Here is a 26,667-nt window from a genome sequence, read left to right on the forward strand (position 1 = left end):
TGGGATATCATATCTTTTATTTTGGTTGACGTGGAGGTTGTCTTGAAAATGGTCAAGTGGTAAAGCGTTTGGATCGTTTGTTCTCGACTGCGCACGAACCGACAAATTCATTTCGGGGGCTTTTAGCATCCAACTTTTGGCGGTGGCTTGCCAATCGGTAATTTTTGATTTCCCTCCAACTTTCCATCCGATTCCCTGGTAATGGTTGAAAAATTTTTTGGCTTCCAATTCTGGATATTTTTCTTTTTTAAAAAAATCTAAAATCAATTTTTCTTTTGCGATTGCCTCTAGTTTAATAAAGTTTATATTTTGTTTATTAATGTTTGTATTAGATACCAGCGCTTGTTCTGATATGGGATAGTTTAAATCCATTTCTTGACTATCACTTGTCTTGAATTGAAACAACTTTACTCTGCTACCTTTAAAAGGGTTGTGAGAAGGGCTGTAAAGAATATATTTCCAATGACTTAGGTCTTTTATGCATCTGTGATAGGTAGATTTTGATCCTATTTTAGAAAACTTCATTAATTCTTCACGATTTATATGAAATTCGTTCGGAAATCGATTGTAATTCCACAATTGAAATAAAGCAATATACAGGCTTATATGGGATGGATTTAAGCGATTGTCTTTTGAAAATTGACTATAGACTCCGTTGAGGTGTTTGATGTAATTCATAGGTTTATAGATTGAGATTCCGCATCAAGTGCGGAATGACTTGAAGTTTAAAGTTTGTTATGAATACTGTTTTCTCTCATCACATTTGAGATTTCATCTGGGTCGTAAAATATGATTCCGCCAATTTTGGTGTAGGGTAAGGTTCCGTTGATTCGCATTGTTTGTAATGTACCGGAACTTACTTTTAGGATCTTCATTAAATCAGCTGACTTAAGATACTTTTTGTTAGTCATTTGCGATTTAATTTTAAGTAAATCTTTGATCTCTTCTAATAATTCGATTTTAAATTCTCTTAGATCATCTGTCGTGATAATTTGTGTAGGCATTTTTAACTGTTTTTTGAATTAATAAATTTTTATAGCGATTTGACTTTCGTGCTACAAAGCTGAAAAGTTTATTTGAAAAAAAATATTAGTAATTAAAAACTCATAAAAATTAGCTAACAAGAAAACAATATAACACCTTGATTATATGGATTTTATAAGTGTAAAAAAATTTCAATTTTTTGAAAAAGAGAAAAAGTATGAGTTTTACAAGGTAAAATCTATTTAAAAAAAGGAGAAAAAGAGGGTAAATAAGGGGTTTTTACTTTAAAAAACCCTTCAAAAAACTCATACTTTACTAATATTTACTCATAAAAAACAACCACTTAACAAACTAAATAACAACACTTTATGTAGTTTTTTAATTTTCGCTCAACCATTTTATTAGTGAAATTTTCAATTTTTCGATAAATTTTGTTGAATTTGACTTTCTAGCCTTAATTTGTTCGACTATTTGATAAGTATTTCCAGGATATACGCCATAATTATTGATGCAAATTTCTTCTATTTCTTTAATACTTAAATTACCATCAGCAATAGCTCCTTTAGCATTTAAACTTAATAATAATTCAATTAATTCGGTAGGTGTACCTGTCCAAGGTATTATAGTGCAGCAAGCATTTTGAACTTCTTGAATTGTAGGTTTAGCGTTTTTATTTTTTAATAATTCAAGTGCGCTGGTGTAATATTTTGTTAGTAGGTCATTTGCCACTATTTCTGAAGCAAGGTGATCCCTGGTAGTACGAAATTCAGGGTCTTCAAAAATTGTTGAATTGTCAATATATAGTTCGAATTGATCTATACCTCTTAAAAAATAAATTTTATCATTTTTAGTTTCATTAAGTTTATAATAATTTACAAAATTAATATACTTGCAATTTTCAAGTCTAATATAGCTCAATTGTAAATCTACATATTTGCGTTGCTTTGATCTGCTTCCCGCAGGTTTTTCTAGAAGGTACGCATTTAAAGCAATGTAGAACCTGAGCCTACCTTTAATGTATGGCTTTTGCTTTTTAAAAAAGTAAATTTCCTCTTTAAGAGAATAAAAACCATTTAGTTTGACTTCCTGACGAAGTTCATTTAAACAATTTTCAGTGAGTTTAATTTTTAGATTTAGACTGATTAATTGACTGTGATTTGATTTGTCAATTTCAATAATTGACGCATCGAATTTTGAGATGATCGAGGCAATTTTTGGCATTGTGGGGTTTTTTAAGTTCTTTTTCGTTTAATAAAAATACTTAAAAACCCCCTAACAAAATATTACTATATTAACCTAAATAACACCAATTTGTATTTTATTTATTGTTGTGCTTTTTTATTTTCACTTAATTTATTCTTATTTAATATATCTCTAAGTATATTCATATCATCACTTACTTTTCTCTCAATTACTTTTGCATAAATTTGTGTTGTGGAGATTTTAGTATGACCTAACATTTTTGAAACTGTTTCAATAGGTACTCCATTAGTAAGGGTTACCGTAGTCGCAAAAGTGTGACGTGCCATATGGAAGGTTAAGTTTTTTTTGATCCCTGAAAAGTTAGCTACTTCTTTTAAATAAGCATTCAATTTTTCATTGGTTATAACTGGAAAAAGTGTTCCTGTCACTTGTGTCATAGGGTGAGAACAATATTTATCTATAAGATACTGCGCTTTTTCAAGTATTGGTACCTTTACAGTTATTTTTGTTTTTTGACGTTTTGTAATAATCCATTTATTTCCATCAATCCCCAAATGGATATTATTGTGTGTCAGCTGCATAATATCAATATAAGCAATACCTGTATAACAACTAAAAATAAATAAATCACGAACACGCTCTAAACGTTCAGAAATAAATTCATAGGTTTCAAGGTTTGACAACTCACTGTCTGATAAGAATTCTCGATTGGTTTTTTCAAAAGTTGGTTTCCATCTAATGAATGGATCCTTATCAATCCATTCCAAATGATAAGAAAGCGTTACCATTTTTCTTAACCTCTGAATATGTTTCATCACTGTATTCTGACCCAATGCCTTAGGATGCTCTTTTGGCCATAAACAATGTAAGAAATTTTCAAAATCACAAATAAACTTATAATCTAATTGGTTTAAATAAATGTCTGTTGTTTTCCTTTTTTGTTGAAGAAATTTAGAAATATAATTTTCTGTAATACCATAATTTCTTATAGTTCCAATAGCAAATGTGCCTTTGGCTTTTTCCGAATGATATTTTATTAATTCGTTTAGAGATTTATTATTCTCTCCTTCACCTAAAAAAGTAGCTTTAATGAGTTGGGCTGTGATTAATTTTTCTTGATTGTATAAATCTATATGTACTTTATGTAATTTCGCTTTAATTTGTTCTATAAATTGATTTTGCTTTCGAGCGTTTTCACTATTTCCCTTTAAACGAGATTTAGACTTATCCCAATGGTCAATGTTAATTTTACGTTTTAAACTAATATTTGTACGTTTCTGATTAACAGTAACTCTCGCAAATAATTCAGCTTCATTGTTTTTTGCACGCGAGGCATTAATCCAAATAAGGATAGAAAAGGTGGAACTTGTTTTCATAGTTGTCGTCTTTTAAATTAAACTTTGTTTAAGACGAAAGTCAAATCAACCATGGTTTTCAGTCAGCAGGTCAACAATGTTGACCGATTAAATTATTGTTGACCGATTTGTGAACCAAAGATATTAAATTAAATCAATTTATATGATGGTCTGAAAATAAAAAATCCTTGCAAAACATAGATTTTACAAGGATTTGGCTTTTAAAGTATATTACTTTAGTGACCCCGACAGGATTCAAACCTGTAACCGCTGGAGCCGAAATCCAGTGCGCTATTCAGTTGCGCCACGAGGCCTTTTTAGTTTTGTGAATGTACTAAATTTTGATGCTAAAATTATTTAGCTAAAAGTTCTTTCACTATTGCCGAAATTGCTTTTCCATCAGCTTTACCAGCTAATTTTGAAGAAGCCAATCCCATTACTTGTCCCATATCTTTCATTGAAGTAGCTCCAACAGATTCTATAATTTCTGTAACAATCTTTTTCAAATCTTCAGCACTTATTTGTTCTGGTAAAAATTGTGAGATTATTTCAGCTTGTGCCAATTCGGGTGCTGCTAAATCTTCTCTATTTTGTGAAACAAAAATTGCAGCACTATCTTTACGTTGTTTTACTAATTTTTGAAGTAAAGCAATTTCTTCAGCATCACTCAAACCTTCTGAAGCACCAGACTTTGTTTGCGCCAATAATAGCTCAGATTTTATAGCTCTTAATGATTCTAAAGCTACTGAATCTTTAGATTTCATAGCTTCTTTCATTTTTGTCATTACCTCTGTTTGTAAACTCATAATTTTATTTTTTGTATTGCGAAGATAAAAAAAAAGAACTCGAAAACCTTCAATATTACAAGAAGATTTTCGAGTCTAAACTTAGAAAATTAGTCTAAGGGCCTCGTCTTTGGGCAAAATTTTTAATCTACGTTATCGTGTAAAAAAGAATTGTTAGAACGCAATTGAATTCCTTCATTTTCATCTATTTCAAGTGATGTTCTTGATGAACTAATTTCAGAAGAATAAGTTGATTGATCTAATTGAATTCCTTTACGCTTATATGCAGGTTCTTTTTCTATTTCATCAATATTATTAGAAACTTTATGATTAAATTTATAGTTAAAAGCCTTCATTTTTTCACGACGGTCATCCGTTCTTTTTTGCAATTCAGCAATTGTTAAGTCTAATGGTGAGATTTCTTTGTGATCTATCACTTCTTGCTCGTTAATATCAATCTCGGCAATTGTTGTAGGACGTACTTTAATGTCCATCTCACGCTCAACTACTTTTGTAGCTGCTACTACTGGCTTTTTTGCTTTTGCAAATTGCTCTTCTATTTCTGTAAAATCTTCTAAAGTAAAATAAACATCCTCTTCTACCTTTTTAATAGGTTGCGGTTTTACAACTTCAGGCGAAACAACTTCAATTTCATTTATTGATTTTACAACCTCTTTTTCTTTAACAACTTGTTTTTCTTCTACAACTTCTTTATTTGCTGAAAGTGGTAAATCAAATGATAAGGTAATTTGTTTTTCTGCAACAATTGGTTTTTCAATTGGCTCTTCAACTACATCTGCAGCCACATCAGTAATTACAAAATCATTTTCAGATACAATTGCAATTTCTTCATAAGTAACATCAATATTTTTTATAAATTCAGAAGTAGGTATTATTTTAAAATCATCTTCAATATCTTCACCTAAATTAAACACTACTTTATTCTCTTCAACAGGAGCAACTTCTTTAATTAATTCTTCATCAATTGTTTGAAAAGTTGAAGCTTTTGATTTTTTATTATCAGATAAATCATAAGTTGATTTTTGCTCTTCACCTAAAACATGAATTACTTTTTTAGCTTCTGTATTTGAAATTTCATGTTGTTGGTCATGGTTAAATCCCGTAGCCACAATAGTTACTGCAATTGCATCTCCTAAAGACTCGTCCTCACCAACTCCCATAATAATGTTTACATCAGATTTTGCTTCAGCCTGAATATAATCATTGATTTCTCCAATTTCATCAATTGTAATTTCTTCTTTTCCTGAAACAATTAGTAACAATACATTTTTAGCTCCAGTAATTTTATTATCGTTTAACAGCGGAGAATCTAATGCTTTTGAAATAGCTACTTCAGACCTGTTTTGACCACTTGCAGTAGCAGAACCCATAATTGCAGTACCACTATTTGAAAGTACTGTTTTAGCATCTTTTAAATCGATATTTTGTGTATAATGATGTGTAATTACTTCAGCTATACCACGAGATGCTGTAGACAATACTTCATCAGCTTTAGAAAAACCTGCTTTAAAACCAAGGTTTCCGTAAACTTCACGTAATTTATTGTTATTAATTACCACCATTGAATCTACATACTGACGTAATTTTTCAATTCCTTTTTGAGCTTGTTCATTACGCATTTTCCCTTCAAAACCGAATGGAATTGTAACAATACCAATGGTTAACAAATCTAATTCTCTTGCAACCCTAGCAATTACAGGTGCTGCTCCAGTACCTGTTCCACCACCCATACCAACTGTAATAAACACCATTTTAGAGTTGGTCTCTAACATTGCTTTAATATCTTCAATACTTTCTTCGGCTGCTCTAGCACCAATCTCAGGATTTGCTCCAGCACCCAATCCTTCAGTTAAAGAAACTCCCAACTGAATTTTTGTAGGTATTGAACTATTGTCTAATGCCTGTTTATCTGTATTACAAATTACAAAATCAACGCCATGGATTCCTTGTGAATACATATGGTTTACGGCATTGCTACCGCCGCCACCTACGCCAATGACTTTTATAACGTTGGACTGATTTTTTGGTAAATCGAAGGAAATGTTGCTAAAATCTGAACTGCTCATAATGTTTGTTTTGGTGTTAGTATCTTTTTCTTTAATTCTTTTACTCTGCATTGTCTAAAAAATCTTTGAATCTTTCTCCCCATTTTTCAAAGATTGTCTTTTTTGGTGGTTTTGATTCTTCTTGCTCTTCTACCTTTGGCTCTGAATCAGTGTTTTCAATTACTGGATTTATAGTTTCTTCAGGAATTTTACTTTTTCTTTCAAATATTTCTTTAGCTTTTTCCTTTTCTAACCTCTTTAATCCGTTCATTAAAAGACCTACGGTTGTTGCATATTGCGGACTAGACAAACTCTCATCAGATTCACCTGCTAAATGTTCGTTAGGATAACCTATTCGGGTATCCATACCTGTAATATATTCTACCAATTGTTTTAAATGCTTTAATTGTGCACCACCACCTGTAAGCACAATACCTGCAATTAATTTTTTCTTAGGCTCTTCGTAACCGTAATTTTTTATTTCTAAAAATACTTGCTCAATAATTTCAACAACACGTGCGTTGATTATTTTCGACAAGTTTTTAAGTGTAATTTCTTTAGGATCTCTTCCTCTTAAACCTGGAATAGAAACAATTTCATTGTCTTTATTTTCACCTGGCCAGGCAGATCCAAATCTTGTTTTTAATAATTCGGCTTGTTTTTCAATAATTGAACAGCCTTCTTTTATATCTTCGGTAATTACATTTCCTCCAAACGGTATTACTGCTGTATGACGAATGATACCATTTTTGAAAATAGCCAAGTCTGTTGTACCACCACCAATATCAATCAACGCAACACCAGCTTCTTTTTCTTCATTGCTTAAAACTGCTTCAGCTGATGCTAAAGGTTCTAAAGTAATTCCTGCTAAATTCAATCCTGCGCTTTTAATACAACGCCCAATATTTCTAATAGAGGCAACTTGCCCTACAACCACATGAAAATTAGCTTCTAAACGACCACCGTACATACCTACTGGCTCAGTGATTTCAGCTTGACCATCCACTTTAAACTCTTGTGGTAGCACGTGTATAATTTCTTCACCAGGTAACATAACCAATTTGTAAACCTGTTTTTCTAATTTATCTAAATCTTCATCATCAATAACCTCTTCAGCATTTGGACGGGTTATATAATCGCTGTGTTGTAAACTTCTAATATGCTGACCTGCAATACCTACAACTGCATCAGTAATTTGCAATCCAGAAACAGCAATTGCTTCGTCTACCGCCATTTGAATAGACTGTATAGTTTGGGTAATATTATTAACCACACCTCTATGAACACCCATACTTTTAGCTTTTCCAATGCCAAGTATTTCAATTTTTCCATATTCATTTTTACGTCCAATCATAGCGGCAATTTTAGTTGTCCCTATGTCCAATCCTACGGCAATATCCTTGTGTTCCATATCTTACTTTTTTGTACACACAACCTGATTGTTGTATTCTAAATTTATTGATGCGTAATTATCTATTGTTTGATCACTCATTGTCTTGTTTAAAAACGAATTCAAATTTTTAAATTTTGAATCTAAATTTTCAATTTTGCCAATTTCAACCTTTTGATCACCTACTCTCATTATTAAAACAAACTCGTTTTTATTGATTTTCTCTACAGCAATTATTTGTTTTTTTAAAAAACCATCGCCCATAATTTTTGAAACCAACAAATGAATTTGTTCATTATCTGTCTCTTTTATATCTCCTGAAATTAATAAAACTCTTGCCGAATGATTCTCTGACAAAGGCATTGTTTTAGCCTGTGAATCAATGTAATAACTCTTGTTTTGAGTTATCACTCTTGCAATAGGGGTACGTTGCTTTATTTTAGTTTTTAACAAGCCATCAACCGTTAAAAATACCGAAGCACTCTCTACCATGGGGTGTGATATAACATTAGCTTCAAGATTATGTAAATCTATAACACTTTTTGGTTGATTTTTAACTGTTTTCCCATTTTGTATTAACAATTTATTAACCATTTGATAATCCATAAAAAGGTTACTTCCATCCTCAAATTCGACATCAATTTCACTAATTTTTACTGCCTTGTTTTTCTCGTAGGAAAACCCTACTAAAAACCCAACAGAGCCTAGCAAAACAATACCTTTTATGATGTTCCAATTAACTTTCAACGGTCAACTTATTTTTAATATTTTCAACCAATTCACCTATATCTCCAGCACCAATAATTACCTTAATTTGGGTAGGAGATTTCAACATATTTTCAACCAAATTTTCTTTTGTTGAAATCTGTTTATTTTCAATAGAAATTTTACTTAATAACCACTCAGAATTCACCCCTTCAATAGGCAATTCTCTGGCTGGATAAATGTCTAATAAAATTACTTCATCAAACTGCGATAAACTTGCAGCAAAATCGTCTATAAAATCACGCGTTCTACTAAACAAATGCGGTTGAAATACCCCTAAAATTTGTTTTGTAGGATACAATTCTCGAACCGAATTTACCACAGCATTAATTTCGGTAGGATGATGCGCATAATCATCAATCAACACCAAATTTTCTGTATTTATTTTATATGAAAAACGTCTTTTAATGCCTTTAAATGAAAGTAAAGCTTTGGCAATAACTTGCAATGGTATTCCATAACTATTTGCCATTGCCAAAGCTGCCACCGCATTTAGCACATTATGTCTTCCTGGTAAATATATTTTTACATTTTTTATTTCGTCTGAAGGAGTTTTTACATCAAAAACATAAGCCCCATCAACAATTCTAATATTTTGAGCATCAAAATCTGCTTGCTCTTCAATACCAAAAGTCAAAGCTTCAATAGGAAGTCCTTTTTTAACAATCAATGTTTTTGAAACTTTTTTTGCAAATTCTTTAAACGAATCTTCCAATGCCGAATGCTCTCCATAAATATCCAAATGATCGGCATCCATAGAAGTAATACCTGCAATTGTTGGCGACAATCTTAAAAACGAACGATCAAACTCATCAGCTTCAACAACAGAAACCTCACTACCTCCTAAAATTAAATTAGACTGGTAATTTTCAGCAATGCCACCTAAAAATGAAGTTGCATTTGTACCTGCCTCTTTCATAATATGACCCAACATTGTTGATGTTGTGGTTTTACCATGCGTTCCTGCAACCGCCAAACAAATTGTGTTTTTAGTAATTTCTCCTAAAATTTCAGAACGTTTTAAAACGGTAAAATTGTGATTCAAAAAATAATTAAACTCCGCATGATTTTTTGGAACCGCAGGAGTATAAATCACAATGGTGTTTTGGTTGTTATTAAATTCAGCAGGAATTAATTCAACAGCATCTTCAAAATGAACTTGAATACCCATTTTTTGAAGCGAACCTGTCAATTCAGTTGGTGTTTTATCAAACCCAGCTACATTTTTACCATTGCAATTAAAATAATTTGCAAGAGAACTCATACCGATACCACCAATACCAATAAAATAAACGTTATGTACCTTTTTTAAGTCCACTTTTTAATTTATTATTAATTTTTCAATCACTTTTACAATATCTTTTGTTGCGTTTGGCAAAGCCATTTTTTTAATATTTTCACTCAAACGTTGCTGTAAACTTTCATCTGTTATTAAATTTGAAAACATACTTTGAAAACTATCCAAATCTGTTTCTTTTAACAGCAAAGCTGCATTTTTACTAACCACAGACAATGCATTTTTTGTTTGATGATCTTCAGCCACATTTGGAGAAGGAATAAAAATTACAGGTTTACCCACAATACATAATTCTGAAATAGAACTTGCACCTGCCCTACTTATCAAAACATCAGCCGCCGCATAAGTTAAATCCATTCTATTTAAAAAAGCATGAGTTTGAACTCCTTCCAAATCATCATATTTTTTAAATTCATCATAATACAATTTTCCTGTTTGCCAAATTACTTGAACCTGTTGCTCAACCAACCAATTTATATGCTTTTCAATTAAATTATTTACAGCCCTTGCCCCCAAACTTCCACCAATAACAACCAATGTTTTTTTTGCTGTATCTAAGTTAAAAAACGCCATACTTTCGGCTCTTTTTTGATCAATAGTTAACAAATCCTGACGTACAGGATTACCTGTTTTAATTATTTTTGATTGAGGAAAAAAATGCTCTAAATTATCGTACGCTACACAAATTGCATCAGCCTTTTTACTTAATAACTTATTGGTAATTCCTGGGTACGAATTTTGTTCCTGAATTACCGTTTTTACACCTTTTAAACTTGCCACATACAGTGTTGGACCACTTGCAAAACCACCAGTTCCAACAACTACATTTGGTTTAAATTTTTTTATAATTTGATGAGCTTTCCACAAACTACTTATCAATTTAAACGGAAAAGCTAAATTGTCTAATGTTAATCTTCTTTGAAGTCCAGCAACCCATAAACCCTCAATCTTATATCCAGCTTGCGGCACTTTTTCCATTTCCATTTTATCTTTAGCACCCACAAATAAAAAGTTGGCCTCAGGATGTTTTTCCTTTAGCTCATTTGCAATAGAAACCGCCGGATAAATATGTCCGCCTGTTCCACCACCACTCAATATTATGTTAATCGATTGCTTCATGTAAAATATCTAAAGGATTTTCTTCATTTTCTGTATTTTCTAATTTTTCTTTATTTGCTGTAACACTCAAAATAATACCAATAGCAATACATGTCATCCAAATTGAAGTTCCACCACTACTAATTAGAGGCAACGTTTGACCAGTTACCGGGAATATATGAACCGCCACTGCCATATTTATGATAGCCTGAAAAACAATAGGCAAACCAACACCAATAATGAGCAAGGTTGCAAAAATGCTTTCGGCTTTTTTTGCTGCAATTATTATCCTTAGCAATAACAAAAAATAAAGCACAATTACGATTCCGGCTCCAAACAAACCAAATTCTTCAACAATAATGGCAAAAATAAAATCGGAAGAAGATTGAGGTAAAAAGTTTTTTTGAACACTTTTTCCTGGACCTCTACCTGTAATTCCACCACTTGCAATGGCTATTTTTGCTTTTTCGACCTGGTATCCCTCTTCAACATTATCATCAGAAAAATTTTCAATTCTACTAATCCAAGTATCAACTCTATTAGGAAATACACCCGGAAAAGCCTTTGCAGACAACACAAACAGCGTTAATACTAGAGCTCCCATTGCCACAACAGACGCTAAATATTTAAATGGATAACCACCTATAAAACACAACATTAATATCATTGAAAAAATAAGAGCAGTGGTTGAAAAGTTTGCTGGTAAAATAAACATCAATGTAAAAGCTACAGGCAGCCACAACTGAAAAACACTTTCTTTAAAAACGATTTCCTTATTTTTATGTTTAGCCAAATAACGAGCTACAAAAATGAACAAAACCAACGAAGCAAAAGTTGATGTTTGAAATCCAACACCAATAAAAGGTATCTGAATCCAACGAGCTGCATTTGCACCACCTATAGTCGTACCTTGATTTAAAGTATAAGCTAACAACAGAATCACTAGCGGCATTGCCAAAATAGACCCACCGCTAAAATATCTATATGGCACTTTATGAACAGCATAAATAATAAAGAAACCACACAACAATAAAAAAGCATGCTTAAATAAATGAGAAGTAGTTGTACCGTTGTTTGCCACATAAACCAAATTGGTACTTGCACTATAAACAGGCAAGAACGACAATATTGCCAAAACAGCAACTATTGCCCAAATGGTACGATCTCCTTCAATATTTTTAAAAATACGTTGCATTTATTTACAATTCTCTAACAGCTTGTTTAAATTTTTCACCTCTATCTTCATAGTTTTCAAATAAATCAAAACTGGCACATGCAGGAGACAACAAAACTGTATCGCCTTTTTCTGCAATTTTATATGCTACTTTTACAGCTTCTTCAGCTCCAGCAGTTTCAACAATTAAATCAATAACATTACAAAAAGTTTGTACTATTTTTTGATTGTCTAATCCCAAACAAACAATAGCTTTTACTTTTTCTCTTACCAACGGCATTAAATCCAAATAATCATTTCCTTTATCAACACCACCAACAATCCAAACAGTTGGAGTTTGCATACTATCCAAAGCGTAATAAGTTGCATTTACATTGGTCGCTTTTGAATCGTTGATATATTCAACACCATTAATTTTTAAAACAGGTTCTAACCTATGAGGCGCCCCTTCAAAATCTTCAAGACTCTCTCTTATAGTGTCTTTTCTTACTTTTAAAAGAGCTGCAGCCATAGTCGCCGCCATTGCATTTTTAGTATTGTGTTGCCCTTTTATTGCCAAAGTTTTAGTATTCATTATGGTTTCTTCTGTTTTATATTTTAATATTATATTTTCGTCTTTTATAAATATGCCCTGTTCCAATTCTTTTTCTAATGAAAAAGGTAGTAAAGTAGCTTTTACCTCATTATTTTGTAACCAATTTGTAATAATTTCATCATCTGCATCATAAATTAAAAAATCGTTTACTGTTTGATTTTCTGTAATTCTAAACTTTGAATTGATATAATTCTCAAATTGATACTCGTATCGATCCAAATGATCAGGTGTTATATTTGTTATTATTGCAATATGCGGCGCAAATGTTTTGATACCATCTAACTGAAAACTACTTAACTCCAACACCTGAATATCAAAATTATCTTCAGCTACTTGTTGCGCATAGCTTTTTCCAATATTACCACCCATTCCAACATTCAAACCTGCTTTTTTCAAAATGTGATTTACCAGCATTGTGGTGGTGGTTTTACCATTAGAACCCGTAATACCAACCAATACACTTTTTGAATATTTGTAAGCAAACTCAATTTCAGAAATTACCAGAACACCTTTTTCTTTTAATTGTTTGATTAAAGGAACTTTATCTGGAATTCCCGGACTTTTCATTACCACATCAGCTTCTAAAATTTTTTCTTCTGAATGTTGCTTTTCTTCAAATTCAATATTGTTATTTAAAAGAACTTCTTTATATTTTTTTGAAATTTCACTTTTATCTGAAACAAAAACTTCATATCCCTTTTGCTTTCCTAAAATAGCGGTACCTACACCACTTTCGCCTGCCCCAAGAACTACTAATTTCATTTACCTCAACTTTAAGGTTACAATTGTTAATACAGCCAACATAATACCAACAATCCAAAAACGGGTTACAATTTTACTTTCATGATAACCAGATTTTTGGTAATGATGATGCAAAGGCGACATTTTAAATATGCGTCGTCCTTCACCAAATTTTTTCTTGGTATACTTAAAATAACTTACCTGCAAAATCACCGATAAATTTTCAACCAAAAAGACACCAGCTAAAATTGGTATTAACAATTCTTTTCGAACAGCAATTGCCAAAACTGCAATAATTCCACCAATAGTTAAACTTCCTGTATCACCCATAAAAACCTGAGCTGGATAGGTATTATACCACAAGAAACCTATTAAAGCACCTACAAATGCAGAGATATAAATGGTCATTTCACCCGAATTAGGGATATACATAACATCCAAGTAATTGGCAAAAATAATGTTACCAGACACCCACGCAAAAACACCAAGTGTTAGTACAATAATTGCCGAAGAACCTGCAGCTAAACCATCAATTCCATCGGTTAAATTAGCTCCGTTTGAAACTGCTGTGATGATAAAAATTACAATTGGAATAAAAATAAGCCAAGCATAATCCCTTAAACCTTCACCAAATAAATCCATTGCTTCAGCATAATCCAACTCATTATTTTTAACAAAAGGAATTGTTGTTTTAGTTGATTGCTTTGCATCACCAAACAATATTCGCTCTCCATTTTCAACATTGTATTGCTGCTGAACAGGTAACTTTTCTTTTATATTTACACCAGGATGAAAATAAAACATGGCTCCAACAAAAATTCCCAAAGTAATTTGCCCCAATACTTTAAACTTTCCTTTTAAACCCTCTTTATCCTTTTTAAAAATCTTAATATAATCATCAACAAAACCAATAGCCCCCATCCAAAGTGTGGTTACCAAAAGTATAACGATATACACATTGTCTATTTTAGCAAACAACAACACAGGGATAATGGTTGCCAAAATAATAATTATACCACCCATAGTAGGCGTTCCTGCTTTTTCAACCTGACCAACCAAGCCCAAATCACGAACCGACTCACCGACTTGTTTGCGTTGCAAATAATTAATTATTCGTTTACCGTAAATTGTTGAAATACCCAAAGAAAATATAAAAGCCATTGCAGAACGAAAAGATATATACTGAAACAAATTTGCTCCAGGTATTTGGTAATGGCTTTCTAAATAATCAAATAAATAATATAACATACTTGTTTTTGGGGTTATAAAAGTTGGGTAATTTTTTCGTAATCATCAAAATGGGTGCGTTGACCATTAATTTCCTGATAAGTCTCATGACCTTTACCAGCTATTAAAATAATATCACCCGCTTTTGCAAGTTTTGTTGCCGTTTTAATAGCTTGCTCTCTATCTAAAATTGAAATTGTTTTTTTAAAATTTTGAGGTTCAACACCTGCTTCTATTTCATTTAAAATTGTTTGAGGATCTTCATTCCTCGGATTGTCTGAAGTAAAAATAACTTGCGTACTTAATTGAGATGCTATACGCCCCATAACAGGGCGTTTAGCTTTATCTCGGTTTCCTCCGCATCCCACAACGGTGATAATTTGCTCGTTTCCGGTTCTAATATTATTGATAGTTTCCAATACATTTTTCAAAGCATCAGGTGTATGTGCATAATCAACAACCGCAGTTATACCCTCTTTTGAAATAAAATGCTGAAATCTTCCATTCACACTTTCCAACTCACTTAACAAAGTAAGAGATTCTGTATTATCTAAACCTAATAAAATTGCAGCTCCGTAAACGGCCAATAAATTATAAGCATTAAAACTTCCTATTAATTTTGTCCAAACTTCGTTGCCATTTATATTTAACAATAAGCCCGAAAACTGATTTTCTAATATTTTTGCTTTAAAATCTGCAATTGTTTTTAAAGCGTAGCTATATTTTTTTGCCTTACAATTTTGAAGCATTACCATCCCATTTTTATCATCGGCATTTACCAATGCAAAAGCTGATTTTGGCAATTCATCAAAAAATATTTTTTTTACATCTCTGTATTCCTGAAATGTTTTGTGATAATCTAAATGATCGTGTGTTAAATTGGTAAAAATACCTCCAACAAATTGTAAACCTGCAGTTCGTTTTTGGTGAATTCCGTGCGAACTCACTTCCATAAAACAATAATCTACACCAGCTTTAACCATTTCATTTAAATAATGATTGATTAAAACCGAATTTGGCGTTGTATGTGTTGCCTCATACAATTTTGTATCTACTAAAATTTTTACTGTTGAAAGCAAACCAGTTTTATAACCCGCCTTTTGAAATAAAGTATACAATAATGAAGCTATTGTGGTTTTTCCATTGGTACCCGTTACTCCAATTAACTTCAATTTTGAAGAAGGATTATCGTAAAAATTTGAAGCAATAATTGCCAAAGCTAAATTGGCATCTTCTACTTGAATATAGGTAACCGATTCGACTAAATTGGATGGTAAAACTTCACAAACAATTGCCGAAGCACCCAATTTAATAGCTTTATCTATAAATTCATGTCCGTCAAAAACCAATCCTTTTTGAGCCACAAACATGGTATTTGGCTGCACTTTTCTTGAATCAAATTCAACAGCAGCAACAAGCACACCTGTACCACCTTTAACAGCAGTAACACTTACTTTGTACAATATGTCTTTAACTGACTTCAATTAGGTTAATTTTATTATAATTGTTGTTCCTTTTATTAATTTTTCTCCAGCATTTAAAGATTGAGCTACCACTTTACCATTTCCCTCACAATTAACCTTCAATCCCATATTTTCTAAAATTGAAATAGCATCCATACCAGCCATTCCTGTTACATCAGGAATTGAGGTATATTCTTTATCTGAAATAACATTGTAAGCAGTATAACTATCTTCAACACTTTTATATTGAGGAACCCTATCTTCAACAACGTTTATCTTATAATTTGATGTATATATTTTTTGAGCAATATCTTTAAAAACAGGTCCCGACACGTCTGCTCCGTAAAATCCTGTTTTTGCATCTGGTTTGTGAATAACTACAATACAAGAATACTTAGGGTTTTCAGCTGGAAAATACCCTGTAAACGAAGAAATATACTTTTTATCTACAGCCCAATCAGCTTTCCAATACTCTGTACGAGCAGTTCCTGTTTTTCCTGCCATAGAAAAATCTTCATCATACAAGCGAGTTCCTGTTCCACGTATTACAACATTTTTTAAAACCGCTCTAACTTTATTTATAGTAACATCCGAACAAATTTTCGGATTAATTACCTCCGTTTCAAATGATTCAACATGCTTATCCCAAGATCTCACTTCTTTTACAAAACTTGGCTTAACCATTACACCATTATTTGCAATGGCATTGTAAAAAGTCAATGTTTGCAATGGCGTTAACGTTAAATTATAACCATAAGCCATTGAAGGCAGCGCATTTTTACTCCATTTTTTATCACCTGGCCTTGGAATACCTGGCGTTCCTTCACCTTTAATTGTTAAGAACAACTTGTCTGTAACATTCATTTTTTGCAAAATATCGACAAACTCATTAGGATTTTTACCGAAATTTTCTTCAATAATTCGTGCAAAACCAATATTTGAAGAAACCTCTAAACTACGCGCAACCGAGATTTTCCCATACCCACCTCTATGCGAATCGTTTATATCTCTACCATACAATCTGTATTTTCCATTTCCAGTATCAACAACAGTACTTGTATCTATTTTTCCAGACTCCAAAGCCGCCACCAATGCCATTACTTTAAAAGCAGATCCCGGCTCGTGCGATTCGTACACAGCATAATTTCTAGTTTCATAATAGGTACCGTTAGAAGCTCTACCCAAATTAGAAATTGCTCTAATTTCCCCAGTTTTAGTTTCCATTACCACCACACAACCATGCTCTGCATTGTAATATTCCAATTGCCTTAACAAAGAATGATGCGCAATATCCTGTATATTTACATCAATTGTAGTTACAATATCCTGGCCATTAATTGGCTCTTTCTCATTATTATCTCCAATAGGCTTCCATTGTCCTTTTGCTATTTTTTGTTTTAAACGCAAACCGTTTACACCATCTAAATATTTACTGTAAGCACCTTCAATTCCAGGCGCACCTCTATCATCTTTATAACCAATTGTTCTTTCTGCAATTTTCCCAAACGGATGCGCTCTAACAGTTGTTTGTTGCGCAATAAAACCACCTTTATAAACTCCCAAATTAAAAATTGGAAAACTTTTTACTTTTACATAATCGTTATATCCCAAACCTTTAGCGATAAACAAATACCTATTTTTAGCATTTCGTCCTTTTCTAATTTTAGTTTCCCAATACGAAGTTGATTTACCTAACATTTTTGAAAGACTTTCAGAAAGGGCTCTTACATTTTTCTCAAAAACTTCAGCCTTAACCGTTACAACATCCATCCTAATTTCATATTGCGACATTGAAGTTGCCAGCAAACTACCATCAACTGAAAAAACACTTCCTTTATTAGCAAAAATAGTATCTTGCTTAATGGTAAGATGCTCAGACATACCTCGATACTTTTCACCATCAACAAATTGAATTGTAGCCAATTGAACCATAATCGCTATCAATAGTCCAACTATCAATAGCAAAACAAGGTTTAATCTATTCAATATGTTTTTTTTAGTAACAGCCAATTTTAATTTGCTTTTTTTGAGACTACTTTTATTACTTGAGGCGGATTTTCACTTGGTTTTAAATCCATACCAGCAACTTTTTTTCTAACTGCTGATTCTAATTTCATTTTCATTGAAATAGAACGCAAATCAAGAAACTGAGATCTAAACTCTTGCACTTCTTTATTTAACTTTGCTATTTCCATCACTTTTTTATCAGATTTATGTGCACTTGCAATCATAATCAACATTAAGGAAACAACAAATAAGATAAACCTCCAATTACTTAACGAATCGTCGCTAATTAAAAATTTCCCTTTTATAATATTATATATGTTATCCTTTATTTTAGACATTTAAACCAATGTTGCGATTCTTAGTTTTGCGCTTCTAGCCCTGTTATTTTCTTTAATTTCTGCTGAAGTTGGCACAATAAGCCCTCCTACTTTTTTCATTGGAACTTTTATATTTCCAAAAAAATCTTTTTCAGGTTGCCCTTCAAACAAACCATCTCTTATAAAACGCTTCACCAATCTATCTTCCAAAGAATGATATGAAATAACACTCAACCTTCCATCTTCATTTAAAATTTCAGGAATTTGAGTCAAAAACTCTTTCAAAACTTCTATCTCCTGATTTACTTCAATTCTAATTCCTTGAAAAATTTGAGCCAACACTTTATGCTCTTTTGCTTTTGGCACAAACTGACTCAAAGTTTCTTTTAACTGAAAACTTGTTTTTATAGGCTCATCTTGACGTACAGCAACTATTTTTTTTGCAATGGCTTTCGCATTTCTCAATTCACCATATTGAAATAACACATTACTTAACTGCTCCTCATCGTAATTATTAACAACTTCAAAAGCAGACAATTCACCTGTTTGATTCATTCTCATATCCAATTCAGCATCAAAACGAGTTGAAAACCCTCTATCAGCCTCATCAAACTGATGAGAAGAAACCCCTAAATCTGCCAAAACACCATCTACCTTTTTAATACCGTAAAAACGCAAATACCTTTTTATAAATCTAAAATTTTGAGGAATCAACGTAAACCTATCATCAGCTATCGCATTTTTTTGCGCATCAACATCCTGATCAAAAGCAAACAATTTCCCACCTTCACCCAAGCGATTTAAAATTTCTTTTGAATGACCACCACCACCAAAAGTAACATCAACATACACTCCGTTAGGTTTAATATTTAAACCATCAATACTTTCTTTTAACAATACCGGATTATGATATTCCATTTTATTCATCATTTGTCATATTACCCATTACTTCTTCAGCCAAATCTGCAAACTCATCTGTAGCATCATCAATAGCCCTTTCATAATTTTCTTTATCCCAGATTTCGATAATATTAACAGCTGAAGAAAGCACAACGTCTTTTGAAATTCCTGCAAAGGTTTGTAGATCTTTTGGAATTAAAAGTCGCCCAGAAGCGTCTAACTCAACAATTTTTACACCTGCAGTAAACCTTCTAATAAAGTCATTATTCTTTTTTACAAATCGATTTAATTTGTTCACTTGCGACATCAACACATTCCACTCTGCCATTGGATACAACTCCAGACATGGCTGAAAAACAGAACGTTTCAAAACAAAACCGTCTTGCAACATAGGTAACAACTGCTTTTTTAACGCACCAGAAAGTAGCAACCTTCCTTTTGCATCAGCTTTACCTTCGTATGTTCCTATTATGTTAATCATTATACCGTAGAATGAATTCAAAAATATAAATTTTTTCCCACATTTTCCCACATTTTACCACATTGTTGATAACTTTACCCACAATACCAGTGTTTTCGGGTTATTTTTTTGACTATCAACATCTTAATACTAACTATTAGGTTCGTTTTTAAAAATGTGTTTTTTCAAAAAAAAGACTACCTTTGCAACACGAATAAAACTTGAAATTAATGAGTCATACACTTATAAAAGAAGGTAAATACAGTTATATTGAAGTAGGAGAAGGTAAGCCTATGATTTTACTTCATGGACTGATGGGAACTTTAAGTAATTTTGAAGGAATTTTAAATCACTTCTCTAAAATTGGGTATAAAGTTATCATTCCTGAATTACCACTTTATTCACTACCAATATTAAAAACCAACGTAAGAAATTTATCGAAATTTTTAAAGAGTTTCATGATTCATAAAGAAATTGAAAGCGCTATTTTAATGGGTAATTCTTTAGGCGGTCATATTGGTTTGTATTTTACAAAATACCATCCCGAAAATGTTGATGCATTAGTACTTGCCGGTAGTTCTGGTTTGTATGAAAAATCATTGGGTGACAGCTATCCTAAAAGAGGAAATTACGAATATATTAAAACCAAAACTCAAGAAGTATTTTACGACCCTAATACCGCTTCAAAAGAAGTAATTGACACTATTTACGAGCTTGTAAATGACCGAACTAAGGTTATAAAAACATTGACGCTTGCCAAAAGTGCGATTAGGCATAATATGGCAAAAGATTTGCCAAAAATGAATATTCCAGCTTGTATAATTTGGGGTAAAAATGATACGGTTACACCGCCAGAAGTAGCAGTAGAATTTAATAGATTGTTACCAGATTCAGACCTATATTGGATTGACAAATGTGGTCATGCTCCTATGATGGAACATTCAGAAGAATTCAACAAAATATTAGAAAACTGGCTGAAAGAAAGAAACCTTTAAGCTATGATAATTAAAACGGCTAATTTTGTAATTAGCAACTCTGATGTTTCAAAATGTCCAAAAGAAAGACTTGCTGAGTACGCATTTATTGGGCGCTCTAATGTTGGTAAATCTTCATTAATTAACATGTTAACCGGTCAAAACAAGTTAGCAAAAACATCTGGACGACCTGGAAAAACACAATTAATAAATCATTTTAAAATTAATAACGAATGGTTTTTAGTTGATTTACCTGGTTACGGATATGCAAAAGTTTCTAAAACCGTTAAAAAAACATTTCAAAGCTTTATAAAAAACTATTTTTTACAACGCGAACAGCTTATTTGTACGTTTGTTTTGATTGATTCAAGATTAGAACCTCAAAAAATAGATTTGGAGTTTATGGAATTTTTAGGTGAAAATGGGATTCCGTTTTCAATTATTTTTACCAAAGCCGATAAGTTAAAACTCAACGAATTGAATAGAAATATTGAGTTTTACACCAAAAAAATGACAAGCACACTTTGGGAAGAAATGCCTCCTTATTTTGCAACTTCAGCAACCAATTCAACAGGAAAAGAAGAAGTTTTAAATTATATTGAAGAGATTAATAATAAGTTAGAGCAATCTTAAAATGGCTTCTACCAAAGATGATTTAAGCGTTGTATTTGAAGACAATCACCTTATTATTGTTAACAAACAATCTGGCGATATTGTTCAGGGCGATAAAACCGGAGATACGCCTTTAAGCGAAATTGTTAAAGCTTATATTAAAGATAAATACGACAAACCAGGCAATGTGTTTTTAGGTGTTGTGCACCGTTTAGATAGGCCAACTACTGGTATTGTTGTTTTTGCAAAAACATCTAAATCTTTAGAACGTTTCAACAAAATGTTACGCGATAAAAAGGTTGACAAAACCTATTGGGCGGTGGTTAAAAACAGACCTCATAAAGACGAAGATACACTTACTGGATTTTTACGAAAGAACCCAAAAAACAACAAATCCACCTCACATTCTTCTGAAATAGAAGGAAGTAAAAAAGCTACACTTCATTACAAACTTTTAAAATCGTTAAACAATTACCATTTATTGGAAATTGATTTAGAAACTGGGCGTCATCATCAAATTAGATGTCAGTTAGCAGCTATAGGATGCCCAATTAAGGGCGATTTAAAATACGGTTTTGATAGAAGTAATAAAGATGCCAGCATTCATTTACACGCTCGTAAAATTGAATTTATTCACCCTGTTACCAAAGAAAATATTACAATTACTGCACCACTTCCAAATGACCCAATTTGGAATGCTTGTGAATAACCAAATACTAAAAAAAATAATTTGTCGTTATAGAATTATTAAACTCTAACTTAAAAAATGAAAAAATTAATAATACTTAGTAGCGTTTTCCTTTTTATAGCTACATCATTAAATGCTCAAAATTGGAAAACCGATTTAAACGATGCTAAAAAAATAGCTTCAGAAAAAAACAATCCAATTATTTTGGTTTTTCAAGGATCTGATTGGTGTGCACCTTGTATAAAATTAGACACACAAATTTTTAGCACACAAGAATTTACAAACTACGCAAAAGATCATTATGTTATGCTAAAAGCAGATTTTCCAAAAAAATCTAAAAATAAATTGACTAATGAACAACAAGAAAAAAACGACAAGTTAGCCGAAAAATACAATCCAAATGGTTATTTTCCATATGTTGTTGTATTAGATAAAACTGGAAAAGTATTGGGAAATACAGGTTATAAAAATATAAGTCCTGCTGAATATATTAAAATATTAAACACTTTTAAATAAAATTCATGACTAAGAATTTTATGCTATTTGTAACTCTTTTAAGTTCAATAGCAATTTTTTCTCAACAAATTCATCGAAAAACGTTGAAATTGATGGGAAGCAGATTTGACATTACAGTTGTAACAAATGATACGCTTGAAGGATCAAATTATATTAACTTGGCTATTGCTGAAATTTCAAGAATTGAAAAAATAATTTCTTCTTGGGATGAAAACTCTCAGACTTCTGAAATAAACAGAAATGCAGGTATAAAACCTGTAAAAGTTGATAAAGAATTATTTGATTTAATTGAACGTGCTATCGCAATATCTAAATTAACCGATGGTGCTTTTGATATTACGTATGCATCAATGGATAAAATCTGGAAATTTGATGGTAGTATGACTGAAATGCCTTCAGCAGCAATTATCAAAGCTTCTGTTTCAAAAGTTGGCTATCAAAACATTGTTCTTAACAAAGAAGATGGAACTGTATTTTTAAAATTAAAAGGAATGAAAATTGGTTTTGGCGCTATTGGAAAAGGTTATGCTGCTGATAAAGCAAAATCACTTTTAATTTCTAAAGGCGTTATTGCTGGAATAATAAATGCATCGGGCGATATGAATACCTGGGGAAAACAACCAAATGGGCAAGATTGGACAATAGCTATTACAAACCCTTTGAACAAAAATAATGCATTTGGATTGTTACCAATAACTAATGGTGCTGTGGTAACATCGGGTAATTACGAAAAGTATGTTACTTTTAATAACATACAATACACGCATATTATAGACCCCAGAACTGGCTACCCGTCAAGTGGTTTAATTAGTGTTTCTGTTTTTGCTCCCAAAGCCGAATTGGCAGATGCTTTAGCGACTTCAATTTTTGTTATGGGAACTGAAGTTGGCTTAAATATGATCAATCAATTACCTAATATTGAGTGTATTATTATAGACAACAAAGGCAATATTCATACTTCAAACAAAATTAATATTAAAAATTATGATTAAGAAAGTAAGCATACTTCTTTTTGTTATTTCTTTAACTTCTTGTGCTACGGTTAAAGATTATCAAAAAGTGTATTTAAACGACCCAGACATGACTTTGTCTGAACAAAAATCTAATAAGTTTGTTACCAGTTTTCAGGTTTATAGAGAAGGTGCCTCTGGCGCAAATGGTGGAAAATCAGGAGGTGGCTGCGGCTGTAATTAAAATTATATGATGAAAAAAACAATCTTTATTATTGCATGTTTTTTAACCTTTACCGGTTACGCACAGTCTAACGAGCCAACTACTTATAAGAAACGTGTACTGGAAACTCCCGAGGTTTCAATTTTAACAAGTTATTATAGCCAAGATGGTGACAATGCAGCAGTTACCGGAGGTATTGGCACTGAAGAACTAAAAGATGTTGCTGGAAACATTGTAATTTCTATACCACTTAATGCCAATGATGTTTTTACAATTGACGGCACAGTATCAGCCTATAGTTCTGCTTCATCAAGTAATTTGAATCCTTTTGATTCAGGCGCCTCAAAAGGTGGTGATGATGATGACGACGATGATGAATATGAGCGTAAAAATAAAATTGCTGGTACAAATAGCACTACTGGAAGCCCTTGGGTTGAATCCTCAGGCGCTTCACGAAGTGATGTTTGGGCAAGTGGTACCATTGCTTATAATCATTCTTCAGATAGCAGAAATACCATTGTAGGCGGTAATATTAGTTTTGCAAATGAATATGATTATTCCTCATTTGGGGTTGGTGCAAATTTTGCTCAATTATTTAATGCTAAAAATACCGAAGTGGGAATTTCAGTAAATGCTTATTTTGACAAATGGCGACCTGCATATCCTACCGAACTTATTTCATATGAAGAAGAAAATGGCAATCTTAACGCTGGTTTTTTTGAGGGTATAGATATTTTAGATCAAAATGGCACTGTTATTAATAAAAATGGTGCTGTGGTATGGAATCCAACTAACTATTCATTAATAACCAATACTTCTCGAAATACGTATGCTGCTTCCATTAGTTTTTCACAAATAATTAGTAAAAAAGCACAATTTTCTGTCTTTTTAGATTTGGTACAACAAAGCGGCTGGTTGTCTAACCCAATGCAGCGTGTTTACTTTGGCGATAAAGAAAATTATTATATTGGAAATGGGGCAAGCATTCCGTTTTATACTTCAAAACAAAATACAGATGTATTTAGATTGGCTGATGATATTGAACGTTTACCTGATACCCGTTTTAAAACCCCTATTGGCGCACGTTTTAATTATTATCTAAATGAAATTATTGTAATACGAACCTATTACAGGTATTATGCTGATGATTGGGGAATTTCTTCTAATACAGCAATTGTTGAGTTACCTATAAAAATAAGTGACAAATTTACTTTATATCCGTCTTATAGATATTACACACAAACTGCAGCAGATTATTTTGCGCCTTTTGAAGCTCATAATTCAACCGAAGAATTTTATACTTCTGATTATGATTTGTCTGAATTTAACGCTAACCAATATGGCTTGGGAGTAACCTATACAGATATTTTTACCAAAGCGCATATTTGGCATTTTGGCATTAAAAGTATAGATTTAAAATATGATTACTACCAGCGAAATACAGGACTAACAGCAGGAATTGTTACTGCGGGTATCAAATTTGCAATGAAGTAAAAAATAAAAGCTAACCTATTGGTTAGCTTTTATTTTTTTATTTACTATTTCGTCTAAACACAAATTACCCACACTTCCTTTGTGCGTATGTGTTACATTTTTATCTGGATTAAAAGTACCTTCTTCAATATTTTTTCCTACTATTTTATAGGCATCTCTAAAAGGTGTTCCGTTTTGAACTAATTTATTAACTTCCTCAACACTAAACAAATACAAGTACTTTTCCTCTTCAACAATATTGGTTCTTACACGAATATTTTTTAATGAATAAGTTAGCATTTCTAAACAAGCTTTTAATGTTGAAAATGAAGGAATTAAACCTTCTTTTAACAACTGCAAATCACGATGATAACCACTTGGAAGGTTATTTGTAATTAATGTAAACTCGTAAGGTAAAGCTTGTAATTTGTTACATTTTCCTCTAATCAATTCAAAAACATCTGGATTTTTTTTGTGAGGCATAATGCTTGAGCCTGTAGTTAATTCATCTGGAAAAGAGATAAAATTAAAATTCTGACTCATATACAAACAAATATCCATACTCATTTTAGACAAAGTACTTGCCACAGAACTAATCGCAAAAGAAACCGATTTTTCTAATTTTCCACGTCCCATTTGAGCCGCTACCGAGTTGTATTTTAAGGTTTCAAAATGCAATAATTTGGTGGTTTCATCTCTATCTATTGGGAAAGAACTTCCGTAACCAGCAGCAGACCCTAAAGGATTTTGATCGGCTACTTTGTAAGCTGCTTTTAAGAAATAAATATCGTCAATCAAAGTTTCAGCATAAGCTGAAAACCACATACCAAATGATGATGGCATTGCTACTTGCAAATGTGTATAACCAGGCAACAATACATTTTTATACTGATCGGCCAAAGAAATTAACAAATCAAATAACTCATTTACTTCACCATTAATTTCGGTTAAAGCATCTTTTAAATACAAATGCACATCAACCAAAACCTGATCGTTTCTTGAGCGTGCAGTGTGGATTTTTTTACCAGTATCTCCCAATTTTTGAGTCAATAAAAACTCTACTTTAGAATGCACATCTTCAAAAGAATCTTCAATGGTAAATTCTCCAGCTTCAATCAATTTTAAAATAGCGTTTAATTCTACTTCTAAAACCGAAATTTCTTCCGCAGTTAATAAACCAATTTTGTGTAACATTTTAGCGTGTGCTAAATTACCAATTACATCGTATTTTGCTAAAATTAAATCCAATTCCCGGTCGTTACCAACGGTGAATAAATCTATTTTTTTATCTGTTGAAAATCCTTTATCCCAAAGTTTCATAATTAATGTTTTTTTGATGGTTGAGCGAAGTCGAAACCACATGCTGTTTTGCACTGTCACTTCGACTTCGCTCAGTGACCACTT

At 32.1% G+C, this 26,667-nt stretch carries 26 protein-coding genes and 1 tRNA gene; 7 read left to right on the plus strand and 20 right to left on the minus strand.

Going from position 1 to position 26,667, the window contains the following annotated elements; all coding sequences use genetic code 11:
• From EC396_RS04540 to EC396_RS04630, 19 genes are all read right to left on the minus strand, one after another.
• On the minus strand, positions 1-678 hold a 678-nt coding region (locus EC396_RS04540), incomplete at its 3' end, for a hypothetical protein (RefSeq protein ID WP_205757915.1).
• A gap of 47 nt (positions 679-725) precedes the next feature.
• Positions 726-1,004: a helix-turn-helix domain-containing protein gene (locus EC396_RS04545; RefSeq protein ID WP_129365521.1), complete on the minus strand. Its 279-nt coding sequence runs from the start codon at positions 1,002-1,004 to the stop codon at positions 726-728.
• 358 nt (positions 1,005-1,362) lie between these two features.
• Positions 1,363-2,205: an RteC domain-containing protein gene (locus tag EC396_RS04550; RefSeq protein ID WP_129365522.1), complete on the minus strand. Its 843-nt coding sequence runs from the start codon at positions 2,203-2,205 to the stop codon at positions 1,363-1,365.
• 101 nt (positions 2,206-2,306) lie between these two features.
• On the minus strand, positions 2,307-3,563 hold the full coding sequence (locus EC396_RS04555) for a site-specific integrase (protein WP_129365523.1): 1,257 nt from the start codon (positions 3,561-3,563) through the stop codon (positions 2,307-2,309).
• Between the two features lie 219 nt (positions 3,564-3,782).
• Positions 3,783-3,856 (minus strand) — tRNA-Arg (locus EC396_RS04560).
• Positions 3,857-3,895: 39 nt separating this feature from the next.
• Positions 3,896-4,348 carry a GatB/YqeY domain-containing protein gene (locus EC396_RS04565; protein ID WP_129365524.1) on the minus strand — a complete coding sequence of 151 codons (453 nt, stop codon included), beginning with the start codon at positions 4,346-4,348 and terminating at the stop codon, positions 3,896-3,898.
• Positions 4,349-4,470: 122 nt separating this feature from the next.
• A complete protein-coding gene (ftsZ, locus tag EC396_RS04570) occupies positions 4,471-6,465 on the minus strand; it encodes a cell division protein FtsZ (RefSeq protein ID WP_240665633.1) in 1,995 nt (664 codons plus the stop codon).
• Positions 6,455-7,804, minus strand: a complete 1,350-nt coding sequence (gene ftsA / locus EC396_RS04575) for a cell division protein FtsA (protein WP_129365525.1) — start codon at positions 7,802-7,804, stop codon at positions 6,455-6,457. Before ftsA ends, ftsZ begins: the two co-directional genes overlap by 11 nt.
• 3 nt (positions 7,805-7,807) lie before the next feature.
• Positions 7,808-8,530 carry a cell division protein FtsQ/DivIB gene (locus tag EC396_RS04580; RefSeq protein WP_129365526.1) on the minus strand — a complete coding sequence of 241 codons (723 nt, stop codon included), beginning with the start codon at positions 8,528-8,530 and terminating at the stop codon, positions 7,808-7,810.
• Positions 8,520-9,866: a UDP-N-acetylmuramate--L-alanine ligase gene (gene murC, locus EC396_RS04585; protein ID WP_129365527.1), complete on the minus strand. Its 1,347-nt coding sequence runs from the start codon at positions 9,864-9,866 to the stop codon at positions 8,520-8,522. The genes EC396_RS04580 and murC overlap by 11 nt, the downstream gene beginning before the upstream one ends.
• Before the next feature lie 3 nt (positions 9,867-9,869).
• Positions 9,870-10,964 carry an undecaprenyldiphospho-muramoylpentapeptide beta-N-acetylglucosaminyltransferase gene (gene murG / locus EC396_RS04590; protein WP_129365528.1) on the minus strand — a complete coding sequence of 365 codons (1,095 nt, stop codon included), beginning with the start codon at positions 10,962-10,964 and terminating at the stop codon, positions 9,870-9,872.
• Positions 10,948-12,138: an FtsW/RodA/SpoVE family cell cycle protein gene (locus EC396_RS04595; RefSeq protein WP_129365529.1), complete on the minus strand. Its 1,191-nt coding sequence runs from the start codon at positions 12,136-12,138 to the stop codon at positions 10,948-10,950. The genes murG and EC396_RS04595 overlap by 17 nt, the downstream gene beginning before the upstream one ends.
• 4 nt (positions 12,139-12,142) lie before the next feature.
• Positions 12,143-13,474, minus strand: coding sequence for a UDP-N-acetylmuramoyl-L-alanine--D-glutamate ligase (gene murD / locus EC396_RS04600; RefSeq protein ID WP_129365530.1), 1,332 nt, complete (start codon positions 13,472-13,474; stop codon positions 12,143-12,145).
• A complete protein-coding gene (gene mraY / locus EC396_RS04605) occupies positions 13,475-14,701 on the minus strand; it encodes a phospho-N-acetylmuramoyl-pentapeptide-transferase (RefSeq protein WP_129365531.1) in 1,227 nt (408 codons plus the stop codon). It lies immediately after the preceding gene.
• 14 nt (positions 14,702-14,715) lie between these two features.
• Complete coding sequence (locus EC396_RS04610) at positions 14,716-16,164, minus strand: UDP-N-acetylmuramoyl-L-alanyl-D-glutamate--2,6-diaminopimelate ligase (RefSeq protein WP_129365532.1); 1,449 nt, start codon at positions 16,162-16,164, stop codon at positions 14,716-14,718.
• Positions 16,165-18,153 carry a penicillin-binding protein gene (locus tag EC396_RS04615; RefSeq protein WP_129365533.1) on the minus strand — a complete coding sequence of 663 codons (1,989 nt, stop codon included), beginning with the start codon at positions 18,151-18,153 and terminating at the stop codon, positions 16,165-16,167.
• A 2-nt stretch (positions 18,154-18,155) separates the two neighbouring features.
• On the minus strand, positions 18,156-18,488 hold the full coding sequence (locus tag EC396_RS04620; RefSeq protein WP_370276419.1) for an FtsL-like putative cell division protein: 333 nt from the start codon (positions 18,486-18,488) through the stop codon (positions 18,156-18,158).
• On the minus strand, positions 18,489-19,385 hold the full coding sequence (gene rsmH / locus EC396_RS04625; protein WP_129365534.1) for a 16S rRNA (cytosine(1402)-N(4))-methyltransferase RsmH: 897 nt from the start codon (positions 19,383-19,385) through the stop codon (positions 18,489-18,491). It abuts the gene before it with no gap.
• Position 19,386: 1 nt separating this feature from the next.
• Positions 19,387-19,848: a division/cell wall cluster transcriptional repressor MraZ gene (locus tag EC396_RS04630; protein WP_129365535.1), complete on the minus strand. Its 462-nt coding sequence runs from the start codon at positions 19,846-19,848 to the stop codon at positions 19,387-19,389.
• Between the two features lie 209 nt (positions 19,849-20,057).
• Between EC396_RS04630 and EC396_RS04635 the strand changes: the two genes are divergently transcribed.
• The 7 genes from EC396_RS04635 to EC396_RS04665 are packed head-to-tail and all read left to right on the plus strand — an operon-like array spanning position 20,058 to position 25,284.
• A complete protein-coding gene (locus EC396_RS04635; protein ID WP_129365536.1) occupies positions 20,058-20,822 on the plus strand; it encodes an alpha/beta fold hydrolase in 765 nt (254 codons plus the stop codon).
• Between the two features lie 3 nt (positions 20,823-20,825).
• A complete protein-coding gene (gene yihA, locus EC396_RS04640) occupies positions 20,826-21,434 on the plus strand; it encodes a ribosome biogenesis GTP-binding protein YihA/YsxC (protein WP_205757916.1) in 609 nt (202 codons plus the stop codon).
• Position 21,435: 1 nt separating this feature from the next.
• Entirely contained in the window at positions 21,436-22,122 is a 687-nt protein-coding gene (locus tag EC396_RS04645; RefSeq protein ID WP_129365537.1) for an RluA family pseudouridine synthase, read from the plus strand.
• Between the two features lie 57 nt (positions 22,123-22,179).
• Positions 22,180-22,617 carry a thioredoxin family protein gene (locus tag EC396_RS04650; protein ID WP_129365538.1) on the plus strand — a complete coding sequence of 146 codons (438 nt, stop codon included), beginning with the start codon at positions 22,180-22,182 and terminating at the stop codon, positions 22,615-22,617.
• Positions 22,618-22,622: 5 nt separating this feature from the next.
• Entirely contained in the window at positions 22,623-23,609 is a 987-nt protein-coding gene (locus tag EC396_RS04655) for an FAD:protein FMN transferase (RefSeq protein WP_129365539.1), read from the plus strand.
• Positions 23,602-23,811 (plus strand): DUF4266 domain-containing protein, encoded by a 210-nt coding sequence (locus EC396_RS04660; RefSeq protein WP_205757917.1) that lies wholly within the window; start codon positions 23,602-23,604, stop codon positions 23,809-23,811. Before EC396_RS04655 ends, EC396_RS04660 begins: the two co-directional genes overlap by 8 nt.
• Before the next feature lie 9 nt (positions 23,812-23,820).
• Complete coding sequence (locus EC396_RS04665; protein WP_129365540.1) at positions 23,821-25,284, plus strand: DUF3570 domain-containing protein; 1,464 nt, start codon at positions 23,821-23,823, stop codon at positions 25,282-25,284.
• A 15-nt stretch (positions 25,285-25,299) separates the two neighbouring features.
• Here the strand turns inward: EC396_RS04665 and argH are convergent, their stop codons facing one another.
• The gene (argH, locus tag EC396_RS04670) at positions 25,300-26,583 is read right to left on the minus strand and encodes an argininosuccinate lyase (RefSeq protein WP_129365541.1); all 1,284 of its coding nucleotides are present in this window, start codon (positions 26,581-26,583) and stop codon (positions 25,300-25,302) included.
• Between the last annotated feature and the right edge of the window lie 84 nt (positions 26,584-26,667).

It is taken from the genome of Lutibacter sp. HS1-25 (assembly GCF_004121075.1).
Lineage (GTDB): Bacteria > Bacteroidota > Bacteroidia > Flavobacteriales > Flavobacteriaceae > Lutibacter.

Excerpts from the sequence above, each read along its gene's own strand:
- EC396_RS04565 (WP_129365524.1), bottom strand. The coding sequence starts at position 4,348 with ATGAGTTTACAAACAGAGGTAATGACAAAAATGAAAGAAGCTATGAAA.
- murD (WP_129365530.1), bottom strand. The coding sequence starts at position 13,474 with ATGAAATTAGTAGTTCTTGGGGCAGGCGAAAGTGGTGTAGGTACCGCT.
- ftsZ (WP_240665633.1), bottom strand. The coding sequence starts at position 6,465 with ATGCAGAGTAAAAGAATTAAAGAAAAAGATACTAACACCAAAACAAAC.
- EC396_RS04555 (WP_129365523.1), bottom strand. The coding sequence starts at position 3,563 with ATGAAAACAAGTTCCACCTTTTCTATCCTTATTTGGATTAATGCCTCG.
- EC396_RS04665 (WP_129365540.1), top strand. The coding sequence starts at position 23,821 with ATGAAAAAAACAATCTTTATTATTGCATGTTTTTTAACCTTTACCGGT.
- EC396_RS04550 (WP_129365522.1), bottom strand. The coding sequence starts at position 2,205 with ATGCCAAAAATTGCCTCGATCATCTCAAAATTCGATGCGTCAATTATT.
- EC396_RS04660 (WP_205757917.1), top strand. The coding sequence starts at position 23,602 with ATGATTAAGAAAGTAAGCATACTTCTTTTTGTTATTTCTTTAACTTCT.
- EC396_RS04655 (WP_129365539.1), top strand. The coding sequence starts at position 22,623 with ATGACTAAGAATTTTATGCTATTTGTAACTCTTTTAAGTTCAATAGCA.
- argH (WP_129365541.1), bottom strand. The coding sequence starts at position 26,583 with ATGAAACTTTGGGATAAAGGATTTTCAACAGATAAAAAAATAGATTTA.
- EC396_RS04595 (WP_129365529.1), bottom strand. The coding sequence starts at position 12,138 with ATGCAACGTATTTTTAAAAATATTGAAGGAGATCGTACCATTTGGGCA.
- EC396_RS04545 (WP_129365521.1), bottom strand. The coding sequence starts at position 1,004 with ATGCCTACACAAATTATCACGACAGATGATCTAAGAGAATTTAAAATC.
- EC396_RS04645 (WP_129365537.1), top strand. The coding sequence starts at position 21,436 with ATGGCTTCTACCAAAGATGATTTAAGCGTTGTATTTGAAGACAATCAC.
- ftsA (WP_129365525.1), bottom strand. The coding sequence starts at position 7,804 with ATGGAACACAAGGATATTGCCGTAGGATTGGACATAGGGACAACTAAA.
- EC396_RS04650 (WP_129365538.1), top strand. The coding sequence starts at position 22,180 with ATGAAAAAATTAATAATACTTAGTAGCGTTTTCCTTTTTATAGCTACA.
- rsmH (WP_129365534.1), bottom strand. The coding sequence starts at position 19,385 with ATGGAATATCATAATCCGGTATTGTTAAAAGAAAGTATTGATGGTTTA.
- mraY (WP_129365531.1), bottom strand. The coding sequence starts at position 14,701 with ATGTTATATTATTTATTTGATTATTTAGAAAGCCATTACCAAATACCT.
- EC396_RS04635 (WP_129365536.1), top strand. The coding sequence starts at position 20,058 with ATGAGTCATACACTTATAAAAGAAGGTAAATACAGTTATATTGAAGTA.
- EC396_RS04630 (WP_129365535.1), bottom strand. The coding sequence starts at position 19,848 with ATGATTAACATAATAGGAACATACGAAGGTAAAGCTGATGCAAAAGGA.
- EC396_RS04620 (WP_370276419.1), bottom strand. The coding sequence starts at position 18,488 with ATGTCTAAAATAAAGGATAACATATATAATATTATAAAAGGGAAATTT.
- yihA (WP_205757916.1), top strand. The coding sequence starts at position 20,826 with ATGATAATTAAAACGGCTAATTTTGTAATTAGCAACTCTGATGTTTCA.
- murG (WP_129365528.1), bottom strand. The coding sequence starts at position 10,964 with ATGAAGCAATCGATTAACATAATATTGAGTGGTGGTGGAACAGGCGGA.